Below are 17,730 nucleotides of genomic sequence, written 5' to 3'. Positions count from 1 at the left end.
CTCGCATCCAGTGCCGTGACGCGGTGCCCCGCGATATCGCGGGAGGCGGAAGCGGCAACGGTAGCCGTCCTGCCGTCGATGTCGGCCGTGGACGAGAACTGCATGCCGCCCGGGCCCGACTGCACGACGGTGGCGTCGGTGATCTTGACGAGCTTGATCGCTCCGGTTTCGGGCAGCACGAATTCGACATTGCGAAGATCGATCCGGCGCAGCGAATCCTCCCGCACGGCATCGAGTGCGTGGTTGATGTTTCCGAACACCGCGGCGGACAGCTTCTCCGGATCGATGAGGCCGTCCGCATTGCGCAGGCCGGCGGTCCAGTCGCCGCCTGACGGCATCGCCGCCACGACGATGCGGGCATCCGAGATCCTGGCGCTGGTCAGCCGCACATCTCCCCACAGCAGCGGGAACAGACGCACGCCGAAGCGCACGCGGCCGGCATCGGCCATCGGCTTGCCGTCCGAAGTCTTCAAGCTGACGTCGCTGACCTGAAGCGCGATGAAACTCGAACCGTCGAGCGTGATGCGGGCAGGCCCGACCGCGACATTGACATCGACGCCCGCCAGTTTCTCGAGCGCCGTTTCCGCCTCGGTGCGAAGCCGGTCGGCTCCGATGCCGGAGGCGCCAACCAGATAAACGAGCACGGCGGCCAGCAGCACGAAAGCGACCAGCCCGGCGAACAGTCGCGACAGGATGCGAAAACCGCGTCCGATCGAAGCCTGACCGAGCGGCGGCACACGGCAGGCGGACGGAAAGGTCCCCAGGTCGGTGATCTCATCACGCCTGAACCGGATCTTCTCGTGCTGCGGTCGCTCCTGATCCACGCAATTTTCCGTTGTACGAACTCGATCGTGGACGAATCCCCGTCCGACACTATATCGGTGTGGCTTCGCGCGTAACCTCAAACAAGGGCATCGGTATGGCTGACCTCGACGTAGGCGATCTCGCGCCGCAATTCGACCTGCCGCGGGACGGCGGCGGATCAGTCAGCCTTGCCGCATCGTCCGGCAAGCCAATCGTGCTGTATTTCTATCCGCAGGACGACACAACAAGCTGCACGCAGGAGGCGATCAGCTTCTCGCAGCTGAAGCCGGACTTCGAGAAGGCCGGCGCCGTGGTGCTCGGCCTGTCGCCCGACCCCGTCAAGAAGCACGACAAGTTCAAGTCCAAGTACAATCTCACCATCGACCTCGCCGCCGATGAGGAGCGCAAGGTGATCGAAGCCTACCATCTGTGGGTCGAGAAATCGATGTATGGCCGCAAGTATATGGGCGTCGAGCGCGCGACGTTCCTGATCGGCCGCGACGGGCGGATCGCCAGGATTTGGCGCAAGGTCCGCGTCAAGGGCCATGCGGAAGAGGTGCTCGAGGCCGTTCGCGCGCTTTGAGGTTTTGTCGGCGAGGTTGGCCCGGTTTCCCTTACAACCATATGCACGCTTGGCGGGCGTTCGCTGCGGGCAAGCCGGCGCTGCAAGCCTTTGTTAACCTTAATAATGTGTAGTCAAGCTGTCGTGGTGTCGTAAACGAAAGCTTGGTCCCGTGAACGCAACCGGTCAGTCCGCAGTCTTCGGCAGGCGTAAGGAGCCCCATACGGTCATCATCGCCCGGGGCAACGAGATCAGGCATTTCACGATCCGACCGTGGCTGGCGGCCTTTATCGGCTCGGCGCTCGCCGCCATTGCCGTCGGCTACCTCATGGCCACCTCCTATCTGGTGCTGCGCGACGATCTGATAGGCGCCACCACGGCGCGCCAGGCGCGCATGCAGCAAGCTTATGAAGATCGCATTTCGGCGCTTCGCGCCCAGGTCGACCGCATCACCAGCCGGCAGTTGCTCGACCAGCAGCTGATGGAAACCAAGGTCAGCGAACTGCTTGAACGGCAGAGCCAGTTGAGCCAGCGTCACGGCCGCCTTGGCCCGCTGCTCGAACGCGCCGAGAGCGAGGTCGGGGCAGCGCCGGCCGAAGATCCGGCAGCGGTTGCGAAGCCGGACAAACGCGCCGAAGTGACCGGCAGTATCAAGGAGCCCGCGCGGAACTATGCGGTCGCCAGCCTGAGCGCCGGTCCCGGCGCCGGCGACACAAGGCCGTTCTCGCTGTGGTCGACCCGCTCCGATCCGCTGCCCAACGATTCAGCCGCCGATCGTGCCGACAAGCTCTTCGTCTCGATCAACCAGTCGCTGAAATCCATAGAGAGCGACCAGTTGACCCGCATCAGCACGCTTGCCGACAATGCCTACAAGAGCGCCGATGCCATTACCCAGGCGCTCGAGGCGGCCGGACTGCCCGTCGACAGCGACTTTGGCAAGGGCGACAGCGATGTCGGCGGACCGCTGATCCCGCTCGACAGTTCGATGATGTTCGACAGCAAGGTCAAAGAGTTGGACGAAGCGCTTGACGCCCTCGACCATCTCAAGAAGGAAGCGCGCCAGCTGCCGCTGACCAACCCCGCACCAGGCCACTCCGTCACCAGCCCGTTCGGCGTGCGCACCGACCCGATCCTCGGCACCGCGGCACTGCATTCCGGCATGGATTTCAGGGCCCCGATCGGCATGGCCGCCAAGGTCACCGCACCCGGCACCGTCACCAAGGCCGGCTGGAACGGCGGCTATGGCCGCATGGTGGAAGTCGACCACGGCAATGGCTTTGCGACACGCTACGGGCATCTCAGCGAGATCGACGTCACCGTCGGCGAGAAACTGGACGCCGGCGCCGTCATCGGCAAGACCGGCAGCAGCGGCCGCTCGACCGGCCCGCATCTGCACTACGAAGTCCGCCACAATGGCGAAGCGATCGATCCCTTGCGCTTCCTCACGGTCGGCAAGAAGGTCGCGCAGTATCTGTAAGCGATCCTGGGCTCCTGCCCCATGCGCCGATGACCATCATGATGGCTGACTAAGGCGCTTCCATCGACAGAAACGCCGTCGCTGCCGCAACCAGGGTGATCGCACCGACCTTCAACGCGGCCTCGTCGACACGAAACCGGGCGTGATGGAGCGGAAAGACCGATCCGATCTCCTCGTTTCGGATTCCCAGCCGAAAATAGACCGAAGGACGTTTCTCGCTGTAGTAGCCAAAGTCATCCGCGATGGTCCATCCGGGCGCGCTGAGGACGTTGTCGGCACCGATGCAGGCCTTGGCGCTGGCGGCAATCAGCTCAGTCATCTCGACATCGTTGACGACACCCGGTTCGCCCTTGTGGATGTCGACCTCGACACGCGCGCCGTGGCTCGTCGCCGTACCCTCGGCTATCGTACGAACACGGGCCAGGCCCGCTCGCGGGTTGCATCGCTGCCGCTGCGGATGGTGCCTTTCAACGTGACCTTGCCGGCGGTGACATTATAGGCGTTGCCGCCATTGATGGCCGTCACGGAAATCACCAGCGGGTCGTACGGGTCGATCTCGCGCGAAACGATCTTCTGCAATTCGCTCACCAGGGAGCAGGCCACGGCCAACGCATCGACACCTTCATGCGGTTTTGCCGCGTGCGCGGCCGAGCCGATGACGACCACATCGAACGTGTCACAGGCCAGAGTGTATGGACCGGAGCCGACGGCGATCTTGCCGGACGGCGTGTAGGGATCGACGTGGACGCAGATCGCGGCGTCGATGTCGTCCAGAAGCCCCTCTTCCACCACCCGCCTGCCGCCCGACGGTTCGTCTTCCTCGGCCGGCTGGAAGATCAGGCGAACGGTGCCGCCAAAACTGTCCCGCGACCGGTGAAGATGCGCGGCCACTGCGAAAGCCATCGATGCATGGGCGTCGTGACCGCAGGCATGCATCACGCCTGGATTCGTCGATGCATAATCGACGCCGGACTCCTCCTCGATCGGCAAGGCATCGATGTCGGCGCGAATGGCGATCTTTCGATTTGACGGCTTGCCGGTGCCGACAATATCGACGGCAAGGCCAAAGCCGGCAACGTCGCGAATGTCGGCAATTCCCTGATCCACGAGCATCTGCCTGAGATAGCGCTGCGTGCCGGCCTCCTGGTTCGAAAGCTCGGGATTGCGGTGCAGATGGCGGCGGACCTCGATCATCCGATCGAGAATTCCGGCGTCGATATCGGTCGTCACGGTTTTCGCAACACCATCCGCCGTGGCCGAACCCTCAGGATTTGACATGGATCTCTCGCGGGAACTTCGTCAGGGTCTCATGGCCGGTTTCGGTGACCAGGATGGTCTCGCTGATCTCGATGCCCCAGCCATCCATCCACATGCCGAGGATGGAATGAACGACATTGCCCGGTTCAAGCACGGTCTTGTCGCCCGGCCTGAGGCTGATCGTATGCTCGCCCCAGTCCGGCGGATAGGCGACGCCGATGGAGTAGCCGATGCGCGATTCCTTCTTCAGTCCGTAGCGCTGGATGACCTTGCGCCAGGCGGCTTCGACGGCTTCGGCTGATGTTCCTGGCCTGACCGCGTCGAGCACCGCATCCATGCCCTCGATCACCGCTTTTGCCGTGTCCGAAACATTTGTCGGCGTCTTGCCAAGCTGCATGGTCCTGGCGAGGCCGGCGGCATAGCGGCGGCAGACGCCGGCAAGTTCCAGCGCAATCGTCTCGTTGTCTCCGAACCGCCTGTCGCTCCACATGATGTGCGGCGCCGAGGCATTCTCGCCACCGAGGATTGTCGGGGGAAGAGCGGTGATGTCGCCGGCAAAATCCGGGCTGCCCGCAATCTGCGCCGCCTGGATGGCGGCGATGGCATCGCACTCGCGAACACCCGGTGCGATCACCTCGAAGGCCCGCGTGACGGCCGCTTCGGCCAAGATGGACGCCTTGCGCAAATACGCGATCTCGGGCGCCGATTTGACCGCGCGGATCCAGTTCACCAGCAGGTCGGCATCGTGCCATTTCGCATTGGGCAGTCCCGCGACAAGCCGGGCATGCCCTTTCGGAGAGAAATAGTAGGCTTCGAGTTCGATGCCGATATGTCTGCTACCCCAGCCCTTCGAGACGATCCAGTTCGCGATCCAGTCCATGGGATGGCGATCGACGCGCTGAACATGATCTTCCGGAAAGCCAACCACGTTTTCCGGTTTCATCCAGGCGGTCAGAAGACCGCCGGCCGCATCCATGGCGCGCCCGATCCAGACCGGCTCGACCTCCTCGATTGGAACCAGCACCACCTGCGGCGTGTAGAACGACCAGCCATCATAGCCGGTGATGTAATGCTGGTTGGCAACGTCGTTGACGACAAGGAGCTCGAGACCGCGCTTCGCCATCTCGGTGCGGATCTTGCGAAGCCGCTGTTGGTACTCGTCGCGGGCAAACGGCAATTCGATCATCTTTGCTCCATCTTTGTCAGATCAACGGTCGCGGGGTTCGCTCACCATTGAAGGGGTTTCGCCACGGCGGCAATCGGCCAGGGCGACGCGTGGGCAGGTCCTGAACCGAATAGGCCCTCCACGGCCTTCCCTGGAAACTTCGTCGTGAATTTATTTTTGAATTCCATTTGACTGAATAAATAAGCAATGCAAAGCTGCGCTCTCCTAAGGGGCGCAAGGCATGGCACTGCGGGGGACCAATCAGGAGTTCGGGCGGCCGTACAATCGGCGCATCGTGCTTGAGTCCATCCGCCTTCATGGACCGATCGCCCGCGGCGAGATCGCCCGGCGCGTCGGCCTCACCGTCCAGACGGTATCGACCATCGTTCGCGAACTGGAAGATCAGGACTACATCCTGTCGCTGCGCGAAGAGCCGAAGGGGCGCGGCCTGCCGCCGGCGACGCTGCGGATCAACCCCGAGGGCGGCTATGCCGTCGGCATCCACATCACTCCGCTTGGTATCAGCGCCGCCTTGATCAATCTGAGCGGCGACGTGATCGAGAGCATTTACCGCGAAGCGCCGAATGCGACGCCGGACCACGCCTTCGAACTGATCGGGGCGATGGTGGTGGAATTGACCAGACTGCGGGCTGGCGGGCGGGTGCTCGGGGTCGGCATGGCCCTGCCCGGCCCATTCGACGTGGAGTCCATGAGTTTCGTCGGGCCAACCACCATGACCGGCTGGAAGGATGTGGCGCTGCGCGAACGGCTGGCGGCCTCCACCGGATTACCGGCCTTCTTTGAAACCGATATGGCAGCGGCCGCCATGGGCGAGCGCCTCTACGGCCTCGGCGCCCAGTTTTCCGAATATTACTATCTCTATTTCGGCGTTGGCCTTGGCGGCGTCATGGTTCATGAGGGCAGCGCCTTGCGCGGCGCCTGGGGAAATGCCGGCGAGATCGGGCATATTCCCGTTATTCCGGGCGGCGAGGCTTGCCCGTGCGGCAACAGCGGCTGTCTCGAAAGATATTTGTCGCTCGAGGCACTCCGGCGCTGGAACGGCAGCGAGGCGGATTGGGTCGCCGAAGTCGCACCGATCTTTCACAACGCCGTCGCCGTCATCGAGAACCTGTTCGACCCGGAGACGGTCATCCTCGGCGGGCTAGCGTCCACCGACCTGCTCGAAATGCTGGCTGGTTCGGCCGGAGGCCTGCACAACTCCGTCTCGGCCCGCAAGGACCGCACGACGCCCAGGGTTGTGGTCGCGCGCGGCGGACAGCATTCCGTGCTGCGCGGCGCCGCCGCCCTTGCGGTTTCCGGGGTGCTGTCACCTCGCTTCGGGCAGATGTTCGCGGCCGAACGCGAACGCGAGCGCGACCTTCTCAAAGGCAGGGAGATTGCGGCATGAGTGAACCCCTGCTGGTGCTCGACAACGTCACCAAGAACTATGGCGCGATCGAAGCGCTCAAGGGGATCAGCTTCTCGATCGGCAAGGGCGAGGTCGTGGCGCTGCTGGGCGACAACGGCGCCGGCAAATCGACACTGGTGAAGATCATATCGGGCGGACTGGAGCCGACGTCGGGTCGCATGCTGTTCGAGGGCAAGGAATTCCTTGCCAAATCACCGGCCGAGGCCAAGGCCGCGGGCATCGAGACCGTCTATCAGGATCTCTCGCTGTGCACCAATGTCGACGTGGTCGCCAATTTCTTCATGGGCCGTGAGATCACACGCAAGTTTCTCGGCATTCCCGTGCTCGACGAGCACGCCATGGAAGCCGTCGTTGGAAAGGCGCTGGCCAATGCCGGCACCCGCATTCCCTCGCTGCGGGCCAATGTCGAGCATCTCTCGGGCGGCCAGCGGCAAGCCATCGAGCTCAACCGTTTCGTGCACTGGGGTGGCAAGCTGGTGCTGCTCGACGAACCGTTCGCCGCCCTCGGCGTCGAACAGACACGGCGCGGCCTCGACATGATCCGCCAGGTGGCGAACCAGGGCATCGGCGTCGTCATCATCACCCATATCATGCAGCAGGCTTTTCAGGTCGCCGACCGGATCGTGGTGATCCGCCAGGGCGTTGTGGCCGGCGATGTCGCACGCAATAAAACAAGTCCCGATGCGGTGATCAACATGATCATCGGTGAGACGCTTGCCGGTGCCGGACCGACAGGCTGAGGGACAAAAGAGGGGTCCGGCTTAAGAGGAGCGAACGACATGAAGCGAATACTTCTTGCTGTCTTCGGTATCCTTGCACTGGCCTTTGCCACGCTCACGCCGGCATTCGCCCAGTCCAAGGGTATCGTCTACTATATGGTGCCGACCCTGCTGGACGAGTTCCAGACCGGCTCGGTGAGCGCGCTGGAACTGTTCCTGAAGCAGACCGGCTACGAGATGAAGACGCTGAACGCCGACAACAAGACCGACGCCCAGCAATCGCAGATGAACGACGTCATCGCGCTGAAGCCGGCGGCCATCATCCTGGCGGCAGTCGACTTCAATGCCCTGAAACCGTCGATCGAGGCGGCCCGGGCCGCCGGCATCCCGGTGGTCGAGTTCGACCGCCAGATCACCTCGACGCCATCCGACTTCACCTCTGTCGCCGGAACGGTCGAGATCGGCTACGTCGCCGCCGACCAGGCCGAGAAGCTGCTGAAGGCAAAGCACGGTTCGGTGAAGGGCAAGGTGCTGCAAGTCCTCGGCGATCCCGGCGATCCCTACACGCTCGACATCCAGAAGGGCTTCGAGGAGAAGATGAAGGCGTTTCCCGACGTCAAGATCATCTCGCTTCCGGCCATGCAGTGGGAAGCCAGCAATGCCGGCACAATCGTTGCCGACCAGATGCTGGCGAACCCGGACATCGACCTGATCTTCAGCCATGCCGCGCACCTTTCGGTCGCTGCCGTCGCCTCGCTCGAGGCGGCCGGCAAAAAGCCGGGCGACGTCATGCTGATGAGCTCGAACGGCGCTCCGGTCGGCCTCGACCTGATCCGCAAGGGCTGGCTCAACGCCGAAATCGAGCAGCCGCTCTACGCGCAGGCCGCGGCTGTCGCGATGTTCATGGACAGGATCGTCAAGAAGCAAGAGATCAAGCCCGGTGAATACGACGTGCTCGGCTTGAAATCGACCGTGACAAAGGAAGCCTGGGGTCCGAACATCAAGATCCCCGGTGCCGCCATCACCAAGGAGAACGTCGACAACCCGGCCTTCTGGGGCAACCAGAAGCCGCCGACGGACACCGTCAAGCCGGTCGAATAGTCATTGAAAGCGCTCCGGGCCGTAACGGCCCGGAGCCTACCCTTTCACAACGCCGCGTCCAAAAGACGCCGTGGCGAATTTGAATCCGCGCCCGAACCCGACGAAATCGAATTGATTTCGCGGGGCATGCGCCAACCGGATCAGCCCATGAACCCGCGCACACGCAAAGCCCTGGAGTTCGTACTCGACAACCTCGTCTGGTTCATGTTGCTGTTCGTGCTGGTGGTCTTCTCCATCTTCGTCCCGAACTACTTTCAGCTCGGCATCTTCGCCAACATCATCGAGGCTTCCAGCGTGCTCGGCGTCATGTCGATCGGCCTGGCGCTGGTGATCATCGCCGGCCACATGGATCTGTCGGTCGAATCCGTCGCAGCGCTTAGCGCCATGGCGGTCGGCATCCTGTTTTGCTCGTCGGGCATCGGCATGGGCGTGCAGTTGCATCCCGAATGGCTGATGGTTCCGGTTTCGCTGCTGCTGGCGCTGGCAGTCGGCGGCCTCATCGGCGCCTTCAACGGCTATCTGGTGGTCAAGGTGAAGATGAGCGCTTTCATCATCACGCTGGCGTCCTACATCTGGGTGCGCGGCCTCGTGCTGGTCGTGTCGGGCGGCCGCTCGGCGCAGGATCTTGCACCGGCCATCCGCTGGTTCGGCATCCAGCGCCTTGTCGGCCTGCCGCTCACCGCCTGGATCGCGGTTGGCTGTTTCGTGGTCTTTTCGCTGATCATGGCCAAGACGCCATTCGGCCGGCATCTCGTGATGATCGGCGGCAACGAGACGGCGACCTTCCGCGCCGGCATCCGGGTGAACCGTAATCTCATCATCGCCTTCGTGCTTGCCGGCGCGATTGCCGGCCTTGCCGGCTGGCTGCTGGCGATCCGCACCTCGGGCGCCACCGCCAATCTTGGCGTCGGCTTGCTGTTCAACGCCTTCGCCGCGGTCGTCATCGGCGGGGTCAGCCTGAAAGGCGGTGTCGGCACCCTCCCCGGCGTGTATGCCGGCGTACTTTTGCTCTCGGCCATCAACACGGCGATCAATTTGATGGGCCTGCCGGCCAATTTCACCCAGGTGATCCACGGCCTGCTGGTGTTGGCCGCAGTGCTGCTCGACGCCTTCAAGCAAACCATTCGCCAAAGACTCGCATGACAGGACGGCTCGCATGACCAATCGGTTACAAGACAAGGTAGCGCTGATCATCGGCAGCGCCCGCGGCATCGGCAAGGGCATTGCGCTACGCTTTGCCGAGGAAGGCGCAAGGCTGGTGCTGGCCGACACCGAGGCCGAGGCCGGGCAAGCCACCGCTGACGAACTGGGCGCCCCCTTCATCCGCACCGACATCTCGCAAATGAGCGACGCCGAGGCCGCCGTGGCGCTGGCGCTGAAGCAGCATGGCCGCCTCGATATCATCGTGCAGAATGCCGGCATCTATCCCTGGCAGCTGATCGAGAACACCAGCGCCGACGACTGGGACCGCGTCATGGCGGTCAACCTGCGCGGCACCTTCAATGCCAGCCGCGCGGCCTTGGTGCCGATGAAGGCGCAAGGCTTCGGCCGTATGCTCTACACCTCGTCCATCACCGGCCCGCATGTCACCAGCCCCGGCCACGGCCACTATTCGGCCAGCAAGGCCGGCATCAACGGCTTCATCCGCGCCGCCGCGCTCGAATTCTCCGGCTACGGCATCACCGTCAACGGTGTCGAGCCCGGCAACATCCTGACCGAAGCCATCGAGCTGCATCGCGGCGCGGCCTACATCAAGAACATGGAGGACTCCATCCCGCTCGGCCGCCTCGGCAGCCCGCGCGACGTCGCCAACGCCTTCCTGTTCCTCGCCTCCGACGACGCCAGCTACATCACCGGCACGACCATTGTTGTCGATGGTGGGCAGCTGTTGCCGGAAGGCAATGATTTTCGGCTGCTGCCGCCGTGATTGCAGCATCTACCGAACGACTCGGTTCCGTGTCTTGGCAACAGTTTGAATGGACTAATGGAATGGTGGGCGATGACGGGCTCGAACCGCCGACATCTTCGGTGTAAACGAAGCGCTCTACCAACTGAGCTAATCGCCCGCTCCGGGCCGGACCTTTAAGCGGTCAGGGTCCGCTTCGCAAGGCCAAATGAGCGCAGGATGCCCTGGTTGGATGCCGGTTTTGCCAACAAAACGCCGGCTGTCAAAAAACCTTCTCCTGTTTGCTGTTATGCTGTCCTGTCACGCTTGACACCCGGTGGCGAACCCCTTATCCAGCGCCCCAACGACGAACACGGCTGACACGTGTTCGCCATGCGCGGGTGTAGCTCAGTTGGTTAGAGTGCCGGCCTGTCACGCCGGAGGTCGCGGGTTCGAGCCCCGTCACTCGCGCCATTTCTCTCAAGGGTATCAAGCTCTTGGCTTCAGAGAAATGTCGACATTGATTGTCAAAAACATTGTCTTGCAAGAGACCTGAGGTCCAAGAGACCTGAGGTCACTCAGGTCCTTTCAGCCCTTGCCTACGCTTGGCCCTGCAAGATCACCCCCTCGCCAGCAGTGCCTCGACCTCCTGCAATGTCGGCATCGACGGTGCAGTCCCCGGTCGCGTCACGGAGATACCGGCGACGGCGCAGGCGAAGCGCACCGCCTGCAGCGGCTCCACGCCCCTCGAAAGTGCTGCGGCAAGCCCGCCATTGAAGGCATCGCCTGCCCCCGTGGTTTCGACCACCGGGCCGGCGCTGACGGCTGGAAGATGGTCGGAGCGCTCCTTCGAGTGCAAAAGCGCGCCCTTGTCGCCGAGCGTGACGATGACCGTGCCGACCCCCTTTTTCAGCAGACTGTCCGCGGCGGCTCGCGCCTCGTCGACCGAGGACACCTTCATCCCGGTCAGTTCCTCCGTCTCGGTCTCGTTGGGCGTGAGATAGTCGCACAGCGTGTAGATGCGGTCGGGAAGCTTTGCCGCGGGGGCCGGGTTGAGGATCGTCGTCACCCCTGCCCCACGCGCGATCTCCAGCGCCCGCATGGCTGCTTCGATCGGCTGTTCGAGTTGGGTGACAAAGACGCCGGCATTGCTGATCAATGCAGCATTGGCTTCGATATCGGCTGGAGAGATCAGCATGGCAGCACCGGGGCTGACGATGATGGCGTTGTTGCCGGTGGTCTCCTCGACGAAGATGTAGGCCGCACCGGTGTAGCTTTCCGGCGTATCGATGACGGCATTTTTCACGCCCGCCTGCGCCCAGGTCTGCCTCGCCATGTCGGCGAAGGGATCGACGCCGAGGCGGGTGAGGAAGGTGACGTCGGCGCCGAGCTTACCGGCGGCCACGGCCTGGTTCGAACCCTTGCCGCCCGGCCCCAGCGTGAAGGATGTGCCGAGGATGGTTTCGCCCATGCGCGGCTGCCGCTGCGCCCTGTAGGCGGTGTCGGCGACGAACACACCCAATATGACGACAGGCTTCATGACGACCGGCTTGCCCGAAGCCATGCCGCTACTGCGCATCCGGCGGCACGACGCCCTTGCGGAAGGCGAAGCAGCCGTAGAAGCGGCGCTCACCTGTCTGGATGACGCAATAGGCCTGTTTGGCGCGCTCGTAGAAGGCATAGCGCTCGACCGCGATCATCGGCCACGACTTGCCCTCGGCGTTATCGACCTCCTTCTGCACTTCGCTTTGCACGGGCGGAATCTCGTCGGGCTTGCCGACGATTTCCATGCGCGCGGCCGAATCGTCGACGAATGTATCGAGCGGGTAGAGCGACAGCACCGCCTTGACCACTTGCACCGCCGAGGCATCGATGCGCAGCACGCGGCCGAGCGCGGTCTGGCGCGCCACCGAATCGGACGGAAAATTGGTGTCGGCGATGATCAGATCATCGCCATGCCCCATTGCCCGCAATGCCTGCAGCACGTCGGCATTGAGCAGCGGGTTGATGCCTTTGAGCATGGTATTCCTCGTGAGTTGGGATCAGAGACGCTTGCCGGTCTCTGCGTCGAAAAGATGGATCTGGTCGAGTCGTGGCTTCAGCTTCAACGTATCGCCCGGCTTGAAGTCGTGACGCTCGCGAAACAGCGCCACCATCTCGCCTTCGCCGAAGCGCAGGAACACCAGCGTTTCCGAGCCGGTCGGCTCGACCACCGAAATCTTCGCCGGCACGCCGTCGGGATGGATTTCGAGATGCTCCGGTCGCACGCCATAAACGACGGCTTGCCCGTCCTGTGCGGCGTTGCCCGATGCGATCGGGAACAGCGTGCCCGCGATGTCGACACCGGGCTTGTCGCCTTTGCGCATGGTGCCCTTGAGCAGGTTCATCGACGGCGAGCCGATGAAGCCGGCGACAAACAGGTTGGCCGGTCTGTCGAACAGCTCCAGCGGCGCGCCGACCTGCTCGATGCGGCCGTCGCGCATGACGACTATCTTGTCGGCCATGGTCATGGCCTCGATCTGGTCGTGGGTGACATAGATGGTGGTGGTCTTCAGCCTCTGGTGCAGTTCCTTGATCTCGGTGCGCATCTGCACGCGCAGCTTGGCGTCGAGATTGGACAGCGGCTCGTCGAACAGGAAGACCTGCGGATTGCGCACGATGGCACGGCCCATGGCCACGCGCTGTCGCTGGCCGCCGGAAAGCTGGCGGGGATAGCGCTTCAGATAGGGATTGAGGTCGAGGATATCGGCGGCGCGCTTGACCCGCTCGGCGACCAAGGCCGGATCGGTTTTCCTGAGCTTGAGCGCGAAGGCCATGTTCTGCTCGACCGTTTTGTGCGGATAGAGCGCATAGTTCTGGAACACCATGGCGATGTCGCGCTTGGCCGGCGGCAGATGATTGACGACGCGGTCGCCGATGGCGATCGTACCGGCGGAGACGGTCTCCAGCCCAGCCACCATCCTGAGCAATGTGGACTTACCGCAACCCGAAGGGCCAACCAGCACCACGAACTGTCCGTCTGCGATATCGACGCTGACTTCGTGCAGAACCTTGACCGTTCCAAAGGCCTTGGCCACCTTGCTGATCGCGACTTGCGCCATGTCTCCCCCATCGGCTCCATTAGCCGTAGGCGCAGAAGCTAACCAACGCGACCTGTCAGGGCAAGTCGGTCCCTTATAGATAAAAACCCGTTCTCGTTGACACGGCGTTTGGTTGTGAGAATAGTGGCTGGCGCTGGTCAAAATGTCGGTACCCGATCCGCAGGGAAATTCAATCGACGCAGGGTGGGGTCCTGCCTAATTCGTTTCCGAAACGGGAGCATCGTTGGCGCTCCGGCGTCCGACAGTTGGCCGATTTATTCACACTGATGTTCTGGGAGGAAATAGGCGATGAGAACGGGTCTTTACGACAAACTGGTTCGAGCCGGCGCCACAAGGCGCGACATATTGAAGGGCGCGGCCAGCATGGCCGCGATCGCAGCCGCATCCGGCGCCGGACTTGGCGCCTTGACGCGCCCGGCCTCAGCGGCAAGCGAATTGCGCACAAAAATCCTGCAGATCCCAGGCGTCGGCAAAGGCCAGCCGACGGACGCCGATTTCCAGAAGGTCGGGGAACTCTGCCTCGAGGCGACCAAGGCCAATGTCAAGGAAGGCGAATTCGCCGGCGTCGAGCTGACCTTCATGGGTCTCAACAACCAGAACCTGCACAATGTGCTGTTCCGCGGCTTCCTGAAGCCGTGGGAGACCTACACCGGCGCCAAGATCAACTGGATCGACCTGGCGCAGGCCGATTACAACGCCCGCCTGCAGCAGTCGATCGCGACCGGCACCGTCGATTTCGACATCATCGAAATGGGCGCGCCGTTCGAAGGCGATGTCTGCGGCAAGGGCCTGACGTCGGAAATGCCCGACTGGGTCAAGACCCAGATCGATTTCGACGATCTGGTCAGCTACCTGAAGCCGCCGGTCGGCACCTGGGACGGCAAGCAATACCGCGTGACCGTCGACGGCGACGCGCACAACTTCAACTACCGCACCGACGTGTTCGCCGATGCCGACCTCGCCAAGGCCTGGAAGGACGGCGGTGGTGAAGGTGAATGGGGCGTGCCGAAGACCTGGCAGCAGGTTCAGGCAGTGACCAAGTTCCTCAAGGGCAAGAAGCTCAAGGACCAGGACGTCTATGGCTATCTGGACGCGCCAAAGCCCTGGGGCGGCTTCGGCTTCTATTTCCTTGGCAGCCGCGCCACCGCTTATGCCAAGCACCCCGACGACAAGGCCTGGCTGTTCGACGCCGACACGATGAAGCCGCGCGTCAACAATCCGGCCTGGGTGCGCGCCATCCAGGACGTCATCGACGCGCTGCCGTCCGAACCCGCCGACCAGATCAATGCCGATCCGAACACGACCGCCTTCCAGCAGTTCCTGGCCGGCACCGGCTCGATGGTCACCTGGTGGGGCGACGTCGGCTCAAACGTCAAGACCAACGACTCTTCCGTCGTCGGCGACGTCACCGGCTTCTCGATCCTGCCGGGCTCCGACGATGTCTACAATGCGAAGACCGGCGCCTGGGACAAGCTTGCCAGCGGCCCGAACTATGCGCCCAACTGCGCCTATCTCGGCTGGGGCGTCTATGTGATGGCCCGCGTCGATGCCGACGAAAAGAAGAAGAAGGCGGCATGGTCCGCCGCCGCCCATCTCGGCGGCAAGGACCTGTCGATCTGGACGGCGATGTATCCGTCGGGCTTCCAGCCCTACCGCAACTCGCATTTCGACATTCCCGAATGGGTGGCGGCCGGCTACGACGAGGCCTTCATCACCTCCTACCTCAAGTCGGAATCAGACAGCTACAACCATCCGAACGCGGCGATCGAGCCACGCATCCCCGGCATCTTCCAATACTACAGCGCCGCCGAGGACATCCTGGCCAACACTTTCGCCGGCAAGATGAAGGCGCAGGAAGGCGCCGACGCCATCGCGGCGGCCTGGGAGAAGCTGACCGATCAGATCGGCCGCGACAACCAGATCAAGCTCTACAAAGCCTCGCTCGGCATGTAGGCTGGCCTATGAACCGTGGTCCGGCGGCAACGCCGGACCACTTTAGACCGGCTCCGGCTCCTCGAGAGCCTGCAAACGGGCGAGATTTGTGGCTGACCAGACTTCGACCGCGAACCAGTGGCCGGCAGATGCCGGCCCTTCCGATCTGATCTCTCCAGGCCGCAAACGCCTTGGCTGGACGCTAATGGCCGTTGCGACGCTTGGCCTGCTGGCGACGATCGTGCTGGAGATCCTCTACAAGGGCAGCGCCGATACGATCGGCTTCGAGACCTGGCGCCCCGTCGTCTATGCCTATGTGCTGTGGGGTGTGGCGATCGGCGTCGGCCAAGTGCTGACGCGTGGCGAAGACGGACAGCGTGCCCTGTTCCTGCTGCCGGCGCTGCTGTTCACCATCGCCATGGTGATCTTCCCGACGCTGTTCGGTTTCTACATCGCCCTCACCGACTGGAACCTCAGCTCGTTCAGCGGTCGCAAGTTCAACGGGCTTGACAATTTCTGGCAGATGCTGGCCGATCCCTACTACCGCAACGCGCTGTTCAACATGGTGCTCTATGTGCTGGCAGTGGCGGTCGAATATGTCATCGCCTTCGGCCTGGCGCTGCTGCTCAACGCGCAGATCCGGGCGCGAAAGTTCTTCCGCGTCGTCTTCCTGATGCCGCTGATGCTGTCGCCGGTCGCGGTGTCGTGGATGATCGGCAAGTCGCTGATGGAATACCGGTTCGGACCGGCCGCAACGCTGGCGCGCCATCTCGGCTGGGAAAATCCGGCCTTCTTCTCCGACCCGATCATCGCCCGCATATCGATCATGATACTGGATGCCTGGACCTTCATCCCATTCATGATGATCATGCTGCTGGCCGGGCTGCAGGCGATGTCGCGCGAGGTGCTCGAAGCCGCACGCGTCGACGGCGCCAACGCGTGGCAGACCTTCTGGCAGGTCACCTTCCCGCTGATGCTCCCGGTGTCGGTGACGGCGGTGATCCTGCGCATCATCTTCAAGCTGAAGCTTGCCGACATCATCATCACCGTGACATCCGGCGGCCCCGGCGGCGCCACCGATTCCGTGTCGAGCTTCATCTATCGCGAATATCGCGACCGCTCGAATGTCGGCTACGGAACCATGCTGGCGATGGCCTATCTGGTGATCATCGTCGTGTTCGTCACGTGGCTGTTGAAATTCGCCAACCGTTTTGTCCGCAATGTCAATTAAAGCAAGATGGGGGTGAATTGAGCCCGATGAGCGTTCAGACCACCGAATATGTCGCCTCGGAGATCCGCTCGCCGGCGAGCTTCCTCGCCAGCCGCGTTTTCATCTATGGGGCACTGGCCTTCTGGGCGTTCATCTGCCTGTTCCCGATCTACTGGACGGTGACAACCTCGTTCAAGACCGCGGTCGACGTCACGCAAGGCCATCTCATCCCCTTCGTCGACTTCCAGCCGGACTGGAAAGGCTGGCGCTCGCTCGGCCTGTCGCCGGACTCGATCTTCCAGACCTCAACGGTGCGCGAGGAGTTCCTCAAGCGCTTCATGAATTCGGTGATCACCTCGGTCGGCGCATCGAGCCTCGCCATCGTCATCGGCAGCCTCGCCGCCTATGGGCTCACCCGTTATCGCTATCATTTCGCCTGGTTCAAAAACGAGGACATCTCGTTCTTCTTCCTGTCGCAGTTGATCCTGCCGCCGGTGGTGCTGGCGCTGCCCTTCCTGGTGCTCTATCGCGAGGTCGGACTGCTCGACACGCGCATCGGACTGATCCTGCTTTACACGCTGATGGTGCTGCCGATCGTCATCTGGATCATGCGCGACCAGTTCAATTCGATTCCCGTCGAGCTCGAGGAAGCAGCCCTGGTCGACGGGCTGTCGATCTGGGGCGCGTTCTTCCGCATCGTCATGCCCATCGCGCTGCCGGGCATGGTCGCCGCCTTCATCCTGGCGATGGTGCTGTGCTGGAACGAGTATTTCTTCGCCGCCCTTTTGACCTCGACCGACGCCAAGACGATCCCCGTCATGGTGGCGAGCCAGACCGGCTCGCAAGGCATCAACTGGTGGTCGATGGCAGCGCTCGCGACGGCGGCGATCGCGCCGCTGGCGGTGATCGGCATCGCGCTGGAGCGCTATCTGATCATGGGCATGACCGCGGGCGCGGTGAAGTAGCAGGGCCGGCCTTCCCTTCTCCTCCTGTGGGGTGAGCAGCCGGTTCGCCGAAGGCGAATTCATCGTGCCAGTGGCACGATGAAAGGCCGGCGAACGCCGGGACGCTGCGAAGCAGCGGGGACC

General features: G+C 63.0%; 16 protein-coding genes, 2 tRNA genes and 1 pseudogene. 11 read left to right on the top strand and 8 right to left on the bottom strand.

What is annotated here, in order from left to right:
- A pseudogene (locus tag EOB59_RS28565) lies at nt 1–824 on the bottom strand (hypothetical protein); the annotation flags it as partial.
- Nucleotides 825–919: 95 nt separating this feature from the next.
- On the opposite strand from EOB59_RS28565, the gene EOB59_RS28560 reads away from it, so the two are divergent.
- Nucleotides 920–1,387 (top strand): peroxiredoxin, encoded by a 468-nt coding sequence (locus EOB59_RS28560; protein WP_127395577.1) that lies wholly within the window; start codon nt 920–922, stop codon nt 1,385–1,387.
- 151 nt (nt 1,388–1,538) lie between these two features.
- Nucleotides 1,539–2,843, top strand: coding sequence for a M23 family metallopeptidase (locus EOB59_RS28555; RefSeq protein ID WP_128289768.1), 1,305 nt, complete (start codon nt 1,539–1,541; stop codon nt 2,841–2,843).
- A 49-nt stretch (nt 2,844–2,892) separates the two neighbouring features.
- On the opposite strand, the gene EOB59_RS36800 is transcribed toward EOB59_RS28555, so the two are convergent.
- Genes EOB59_RS36800 through EOB59_RS28545 form a run of 3 tightly spaced genes read right to left on the bottom strand, consistent with a single transcriptional unit; the run spans nt 2,893 to nt 5,286 of the window.
- Nucleotides 2,893–3,249: a M20/M25/M40 family metallo-hydrolase gene (locus EOB59_RS36800; protein ID WP_348639543.1), complete on the bottom strand. Its 357-nt coding sequence runs from the start codon at nt 3,247–3,249 to the stop codon at nt 2,893–2,895.
- Nucleotides 3,246–4,121 (bottom strand): amidohydrolase, encoded by an 876-nt coding sequence (locus EOB59_RS28550; RefSeq protein WP_245486795.1) that lies wholly within the window; start codon nt 4,119–4,121, stop codon nt 3,246–3,248. Before EOB59_RS28550 ends, EOB59_RS36800 begins: the two co-directional genes overlap by 4 nt.
- Entirely contained in the window at nt 4,108–5,286 is a 1,179-nt protein-coding gene (locus EOB59_RS28545; protein WP_127397488.1) for a M24 family metallopeptidase, read from the bottom strand. The genes EOB59_RS28550 and EOB59_RS28545 overlap by 14 nt, the downstream gene beginning before the upstream one ends.
- A gap of 220 nt (nt 5,287–5,506) precedes the next feature.
- Between EOB59_RS28545 and EOB59_RS28540 the strand changes: the two genes are divergently transcribed.
- The 5 genes from EOB59_RS28540 (at nt 5,507) to EOB59_RS28520 (ending at nt 10,441) form a co-directional block, all read left to right on the top strand.
- On the top strand, nt 5,507–6,673 hold the full coding sequence (locus tag EOB59_RS28540) for an ROK family transcriptional regulator (RefSeq protein ID WP_128289767.1): 1,167 nt from the start codon (nt 5,507–5,509) through the stop codon (nt 6,671–6,673).
- On the top strand, nt 6,670–7,434 hold the full coding sequence (locus EOB59_RS28535) for an ATP-binding cassette domain-containing protein (protein ID WP_128289766.1): 765 nt from the start codon (nt 6,670–6,672) through the stop codon (nt 7,432–7,434). The genes EOB59_RS28540 and EOB59_RS28535 overlap by 4 nt, the downstream gene beginning before the upstream one ends.
- 39 nt (nt 7,435–7,473) lie before the next feature.
- Nucleotides 7,474–8,514 carry a sugar ABC transporter substrate-binding protein gene (locus tag EOB59_RS28530; RefSeq protein WP_128289765.1) on the top strand — a complete coding sequence of 347 codons (1,041 nt, stop codon included), beginning with the start codon at nt 7,474–7,476 and terminating at the stop codon, nt 8,512–8,514.
- A 147-nt stretch (nt 8,515–8,661) separates the two neighbouring features.
- Nucleotides 8,662–9,657 carry an ABC transporter permease gene (locus EOB59_RS28525; RefSeq protein WP_013532177.1) on the top strand — a complete coding sequence of 332 codons (996 nt, stop codon included), beginning with the start codon at nt 8,662–8,664 and terminating at the stop codon, nt 9,655–9,657.
- A 13-nt stretch (nt 9,658–9,670) separates the two neighbouring features.
- Nucleotides 9,671–10,441, top strand: coding sequence for an SDR family NAD(P)-dependent oxidoreductase (locus EOB59_RS28520; protein WP_127810673.1), 771 nt, complete (start codon nt 9,671–9,673; stop codon nt 10,439–10,441).
- Between the two features lie 63 nt (nt 10,442–10,504).
- On the opposite strand, the gene EOB59_RS28515 is transcribed toward EOB59_RS28520, so the two are convergent.
- A tRNA-Val gene (locus EOB59_RS28515) sits at nt 10,505–10,580 on the bottom strand.
- A 216-nt stretch (nt 10,581–10,796) separates the two neighbouring features.
- On the opposite strand from EOB59_RS28515, the gene EOB59_RS28510 reads away from it, so the two are divergent.
- Nucleotides 10,797–10,873 (top strand) — tRNA-Asp (locus EOB59_RS28510).
- Nucleotides 10,874–11,018: 145 nt separating this feature from the next.
- Here EOB59_RS28510 and rbsK read toward each other — a convergent pair.
- Genes rbsK through ugpC form a run of 3 tightly spaced genes read right to left on the bottom strand, consistent with a single transcriptional unit; the run spans nt 11,019 to nt 13,500 of the window.
- The gene (gene rbsK, locus EOB59_RS28505; protein WP_127810674.1) at nt 11,019–11,963 is read right to left on the bottom strand and encodes a ribokinase; all 945 of its coding nucleotides are present in this window, start codon (nt 11,961–11,963) and stop codon (nt 11,019–11,021) included.
- Nucleotides 11,964–11,967: 4 nt separating this feature from the next.
- Entirely contained in the window at nt 11,968–12,420 is a 453-nt protein-coding gene (locus EOB59_RS28500; protein ID WP_128289764.1) for an RbsD/FucU family protein, read from the bottom strand.
- 21 nt (nt 12,421–12,441) lie between these two features.
- Entirely contained in the window at nt 12,442–13,500 is a 1,059-nt protein-coding gene (gene ugpC, locus EOB59_RS28495) for a sn-glycerol-3-phosphate ABC transporter ATP-binding protein UgpC (RefSeq protein ID WP_127266589.1), read from the bottom strand.
- A 288-nt stretch (nt 13,501–13,788) separates the two neighbouring features.
- Between ugpC and EOB59_RS28490 the strand changes: the two genes are divergently transcribed.
- The 3 genes from EOB59_RS28490 (at nt 13,789) to EOB59_RS28480 (ending at nt 17,607) form a co-directional block, all read left to right on the top strand.
- Nucleotides 13,789–15,453 carry a sugar ABC transporter substrate-binding protein gene (locus EOB59_RS28490; protein WP_013532183.1) on the top strand — a complete coding sequence of 555 codons (1,665 nt, stop codon included), beginning with the start codon at nt 13,789–13,791 and terminating at the stop codon, nt 15,451–15,453.
- A gap of 88 nt (nt 15,454–15,541) precedes the next feature.
- Nucleotides 15,542–16,663, top strand: coding sequence for a sugar ABC transporter permease (locus EOB59_RS28485; protein ID WP_127273345.1), 1,122 nt, complete (start codon nt 15,542–15,544; stop codon nt 16,661–16,663).
- Nucleotides 16,664–16,689: 26 nt separating this feature from the next.
- Nucleotides 16,690–17,607: a carbohydrate ABC transporter permease gene (locus EOB59_RS28480; RefSeq protein WP_127268003.1), complete on the top strand. Its 918-nt coding sequence runs from the start codon at nt 16,690–16,692 to the stop codon at nt 17,605–17,607.
- Nucleotides 17,608–17,730: the final 123 nt, after the last annotated feature.

The organism is Mesorhizobium sp. M7A.F.Ca.MR.176.00.0.0 (genome assembly GCF_004023165.1).
Lineage (GTDB): Bacteria > Pseudomonadota > Alphaproteobacteria > Rhizobiales > Rhizobiaceae > Mesorhizobium.
This window is presented reverse-complemented; position numbering and strand designations above follow the sequence as displayed.

Bases quoted from the DNA above. Each gene is read 5' to 3' on its own strand.
- EOB59_RS28550 (WP_245486795.1), bottom strand. From the start codon at position 4,121: ATGTCAAATCCTGAGGGTTCGGCCACGGCGGATGGTGTTGCGAAAACC.
- EOB59_RS28490 (WP_013532183.1), top strand. From the start codon at position 13,789: ATGAGAACGGGTCTTTACGACAAACTGGTTCGAGCCGGCGCCACAAGG.
- EOB59_RS28540 (WP_128289767.1), top strand. From the start codon at position 5,507: ATGGCACTGCGGGGGACCAATCAGGAGTTCGGGCGGCCGTACAATCGG.
- EOB59_RS28525 (WP_013532177.1), top strand. From the start codon at position 8,662: ATGAACCCGCGCACACGCAAAGCCCTGGAGTTCGTACTCGACAACCTC.
- EOB59_RS28520 (WP_127810673.1), top strand. From the start codon at position 9,671: ATGACCAATCGGTTACAAGACAAGGTAGCGCTGATCATCGGCAGCGCC.
- EOB59_RS28560 (WP_127395577.1), top strand. From the start codon at position 920: ATGGCTGACCTCGACGTAGGCGATCTCGCGCCGCAATTCGACCTGCCG.
- EOB59_RS28480 (WP_127268003.1), top strand. From the start codon at position 16,690: ATGAGCGTTCAGACCACCGAATATGTCGCCTCGGAGATCCGCTCGCCG.
- rbsK (WP_127810674.1), bottom strand. From the start codon at position 11,963: ATGGCTTCGGGCAAGCCGGTCGTCATGAAGCCTGTCGTCATATTGGGT.
- EOB59_RS28500 (WP_128289764.1), bottom strand. From the start codon at position 12,420: ATGCTCAAAGGCATCAACCCGCTGCTCAATGCCGACGTGCTGCAGGCA.
- EOB59_RS28530 (WP_128289765.1), top strand. From the start codon at position 7,474: ATGAAGCGAATACTTCTTGCTGTCTTCGGTATCCTTGCACTGGCCTTT.
- EOB59_RS28545 (WP_127397488.1), bottom strand. From the start codon at position 5,286: ATGATCGAATTGCCGTTTGCCCGCGACGAGTACCAACAGCGGCTTCGC.
- ugpC (WP_127266589.1), bottom strand. From the start codon at position 13,500: ATGGCGCAAGTCGCGATCAGCAAGGTGGCCAAGGCCTTTGGAACGGTC.
- EOB59_RS28535 (WP_128289766.1), top strand. From the start codon at position 6,670: ATGAGTGAACCCCTGCTGGTGCTCGACAACGTCACCAAGAACTATGGC.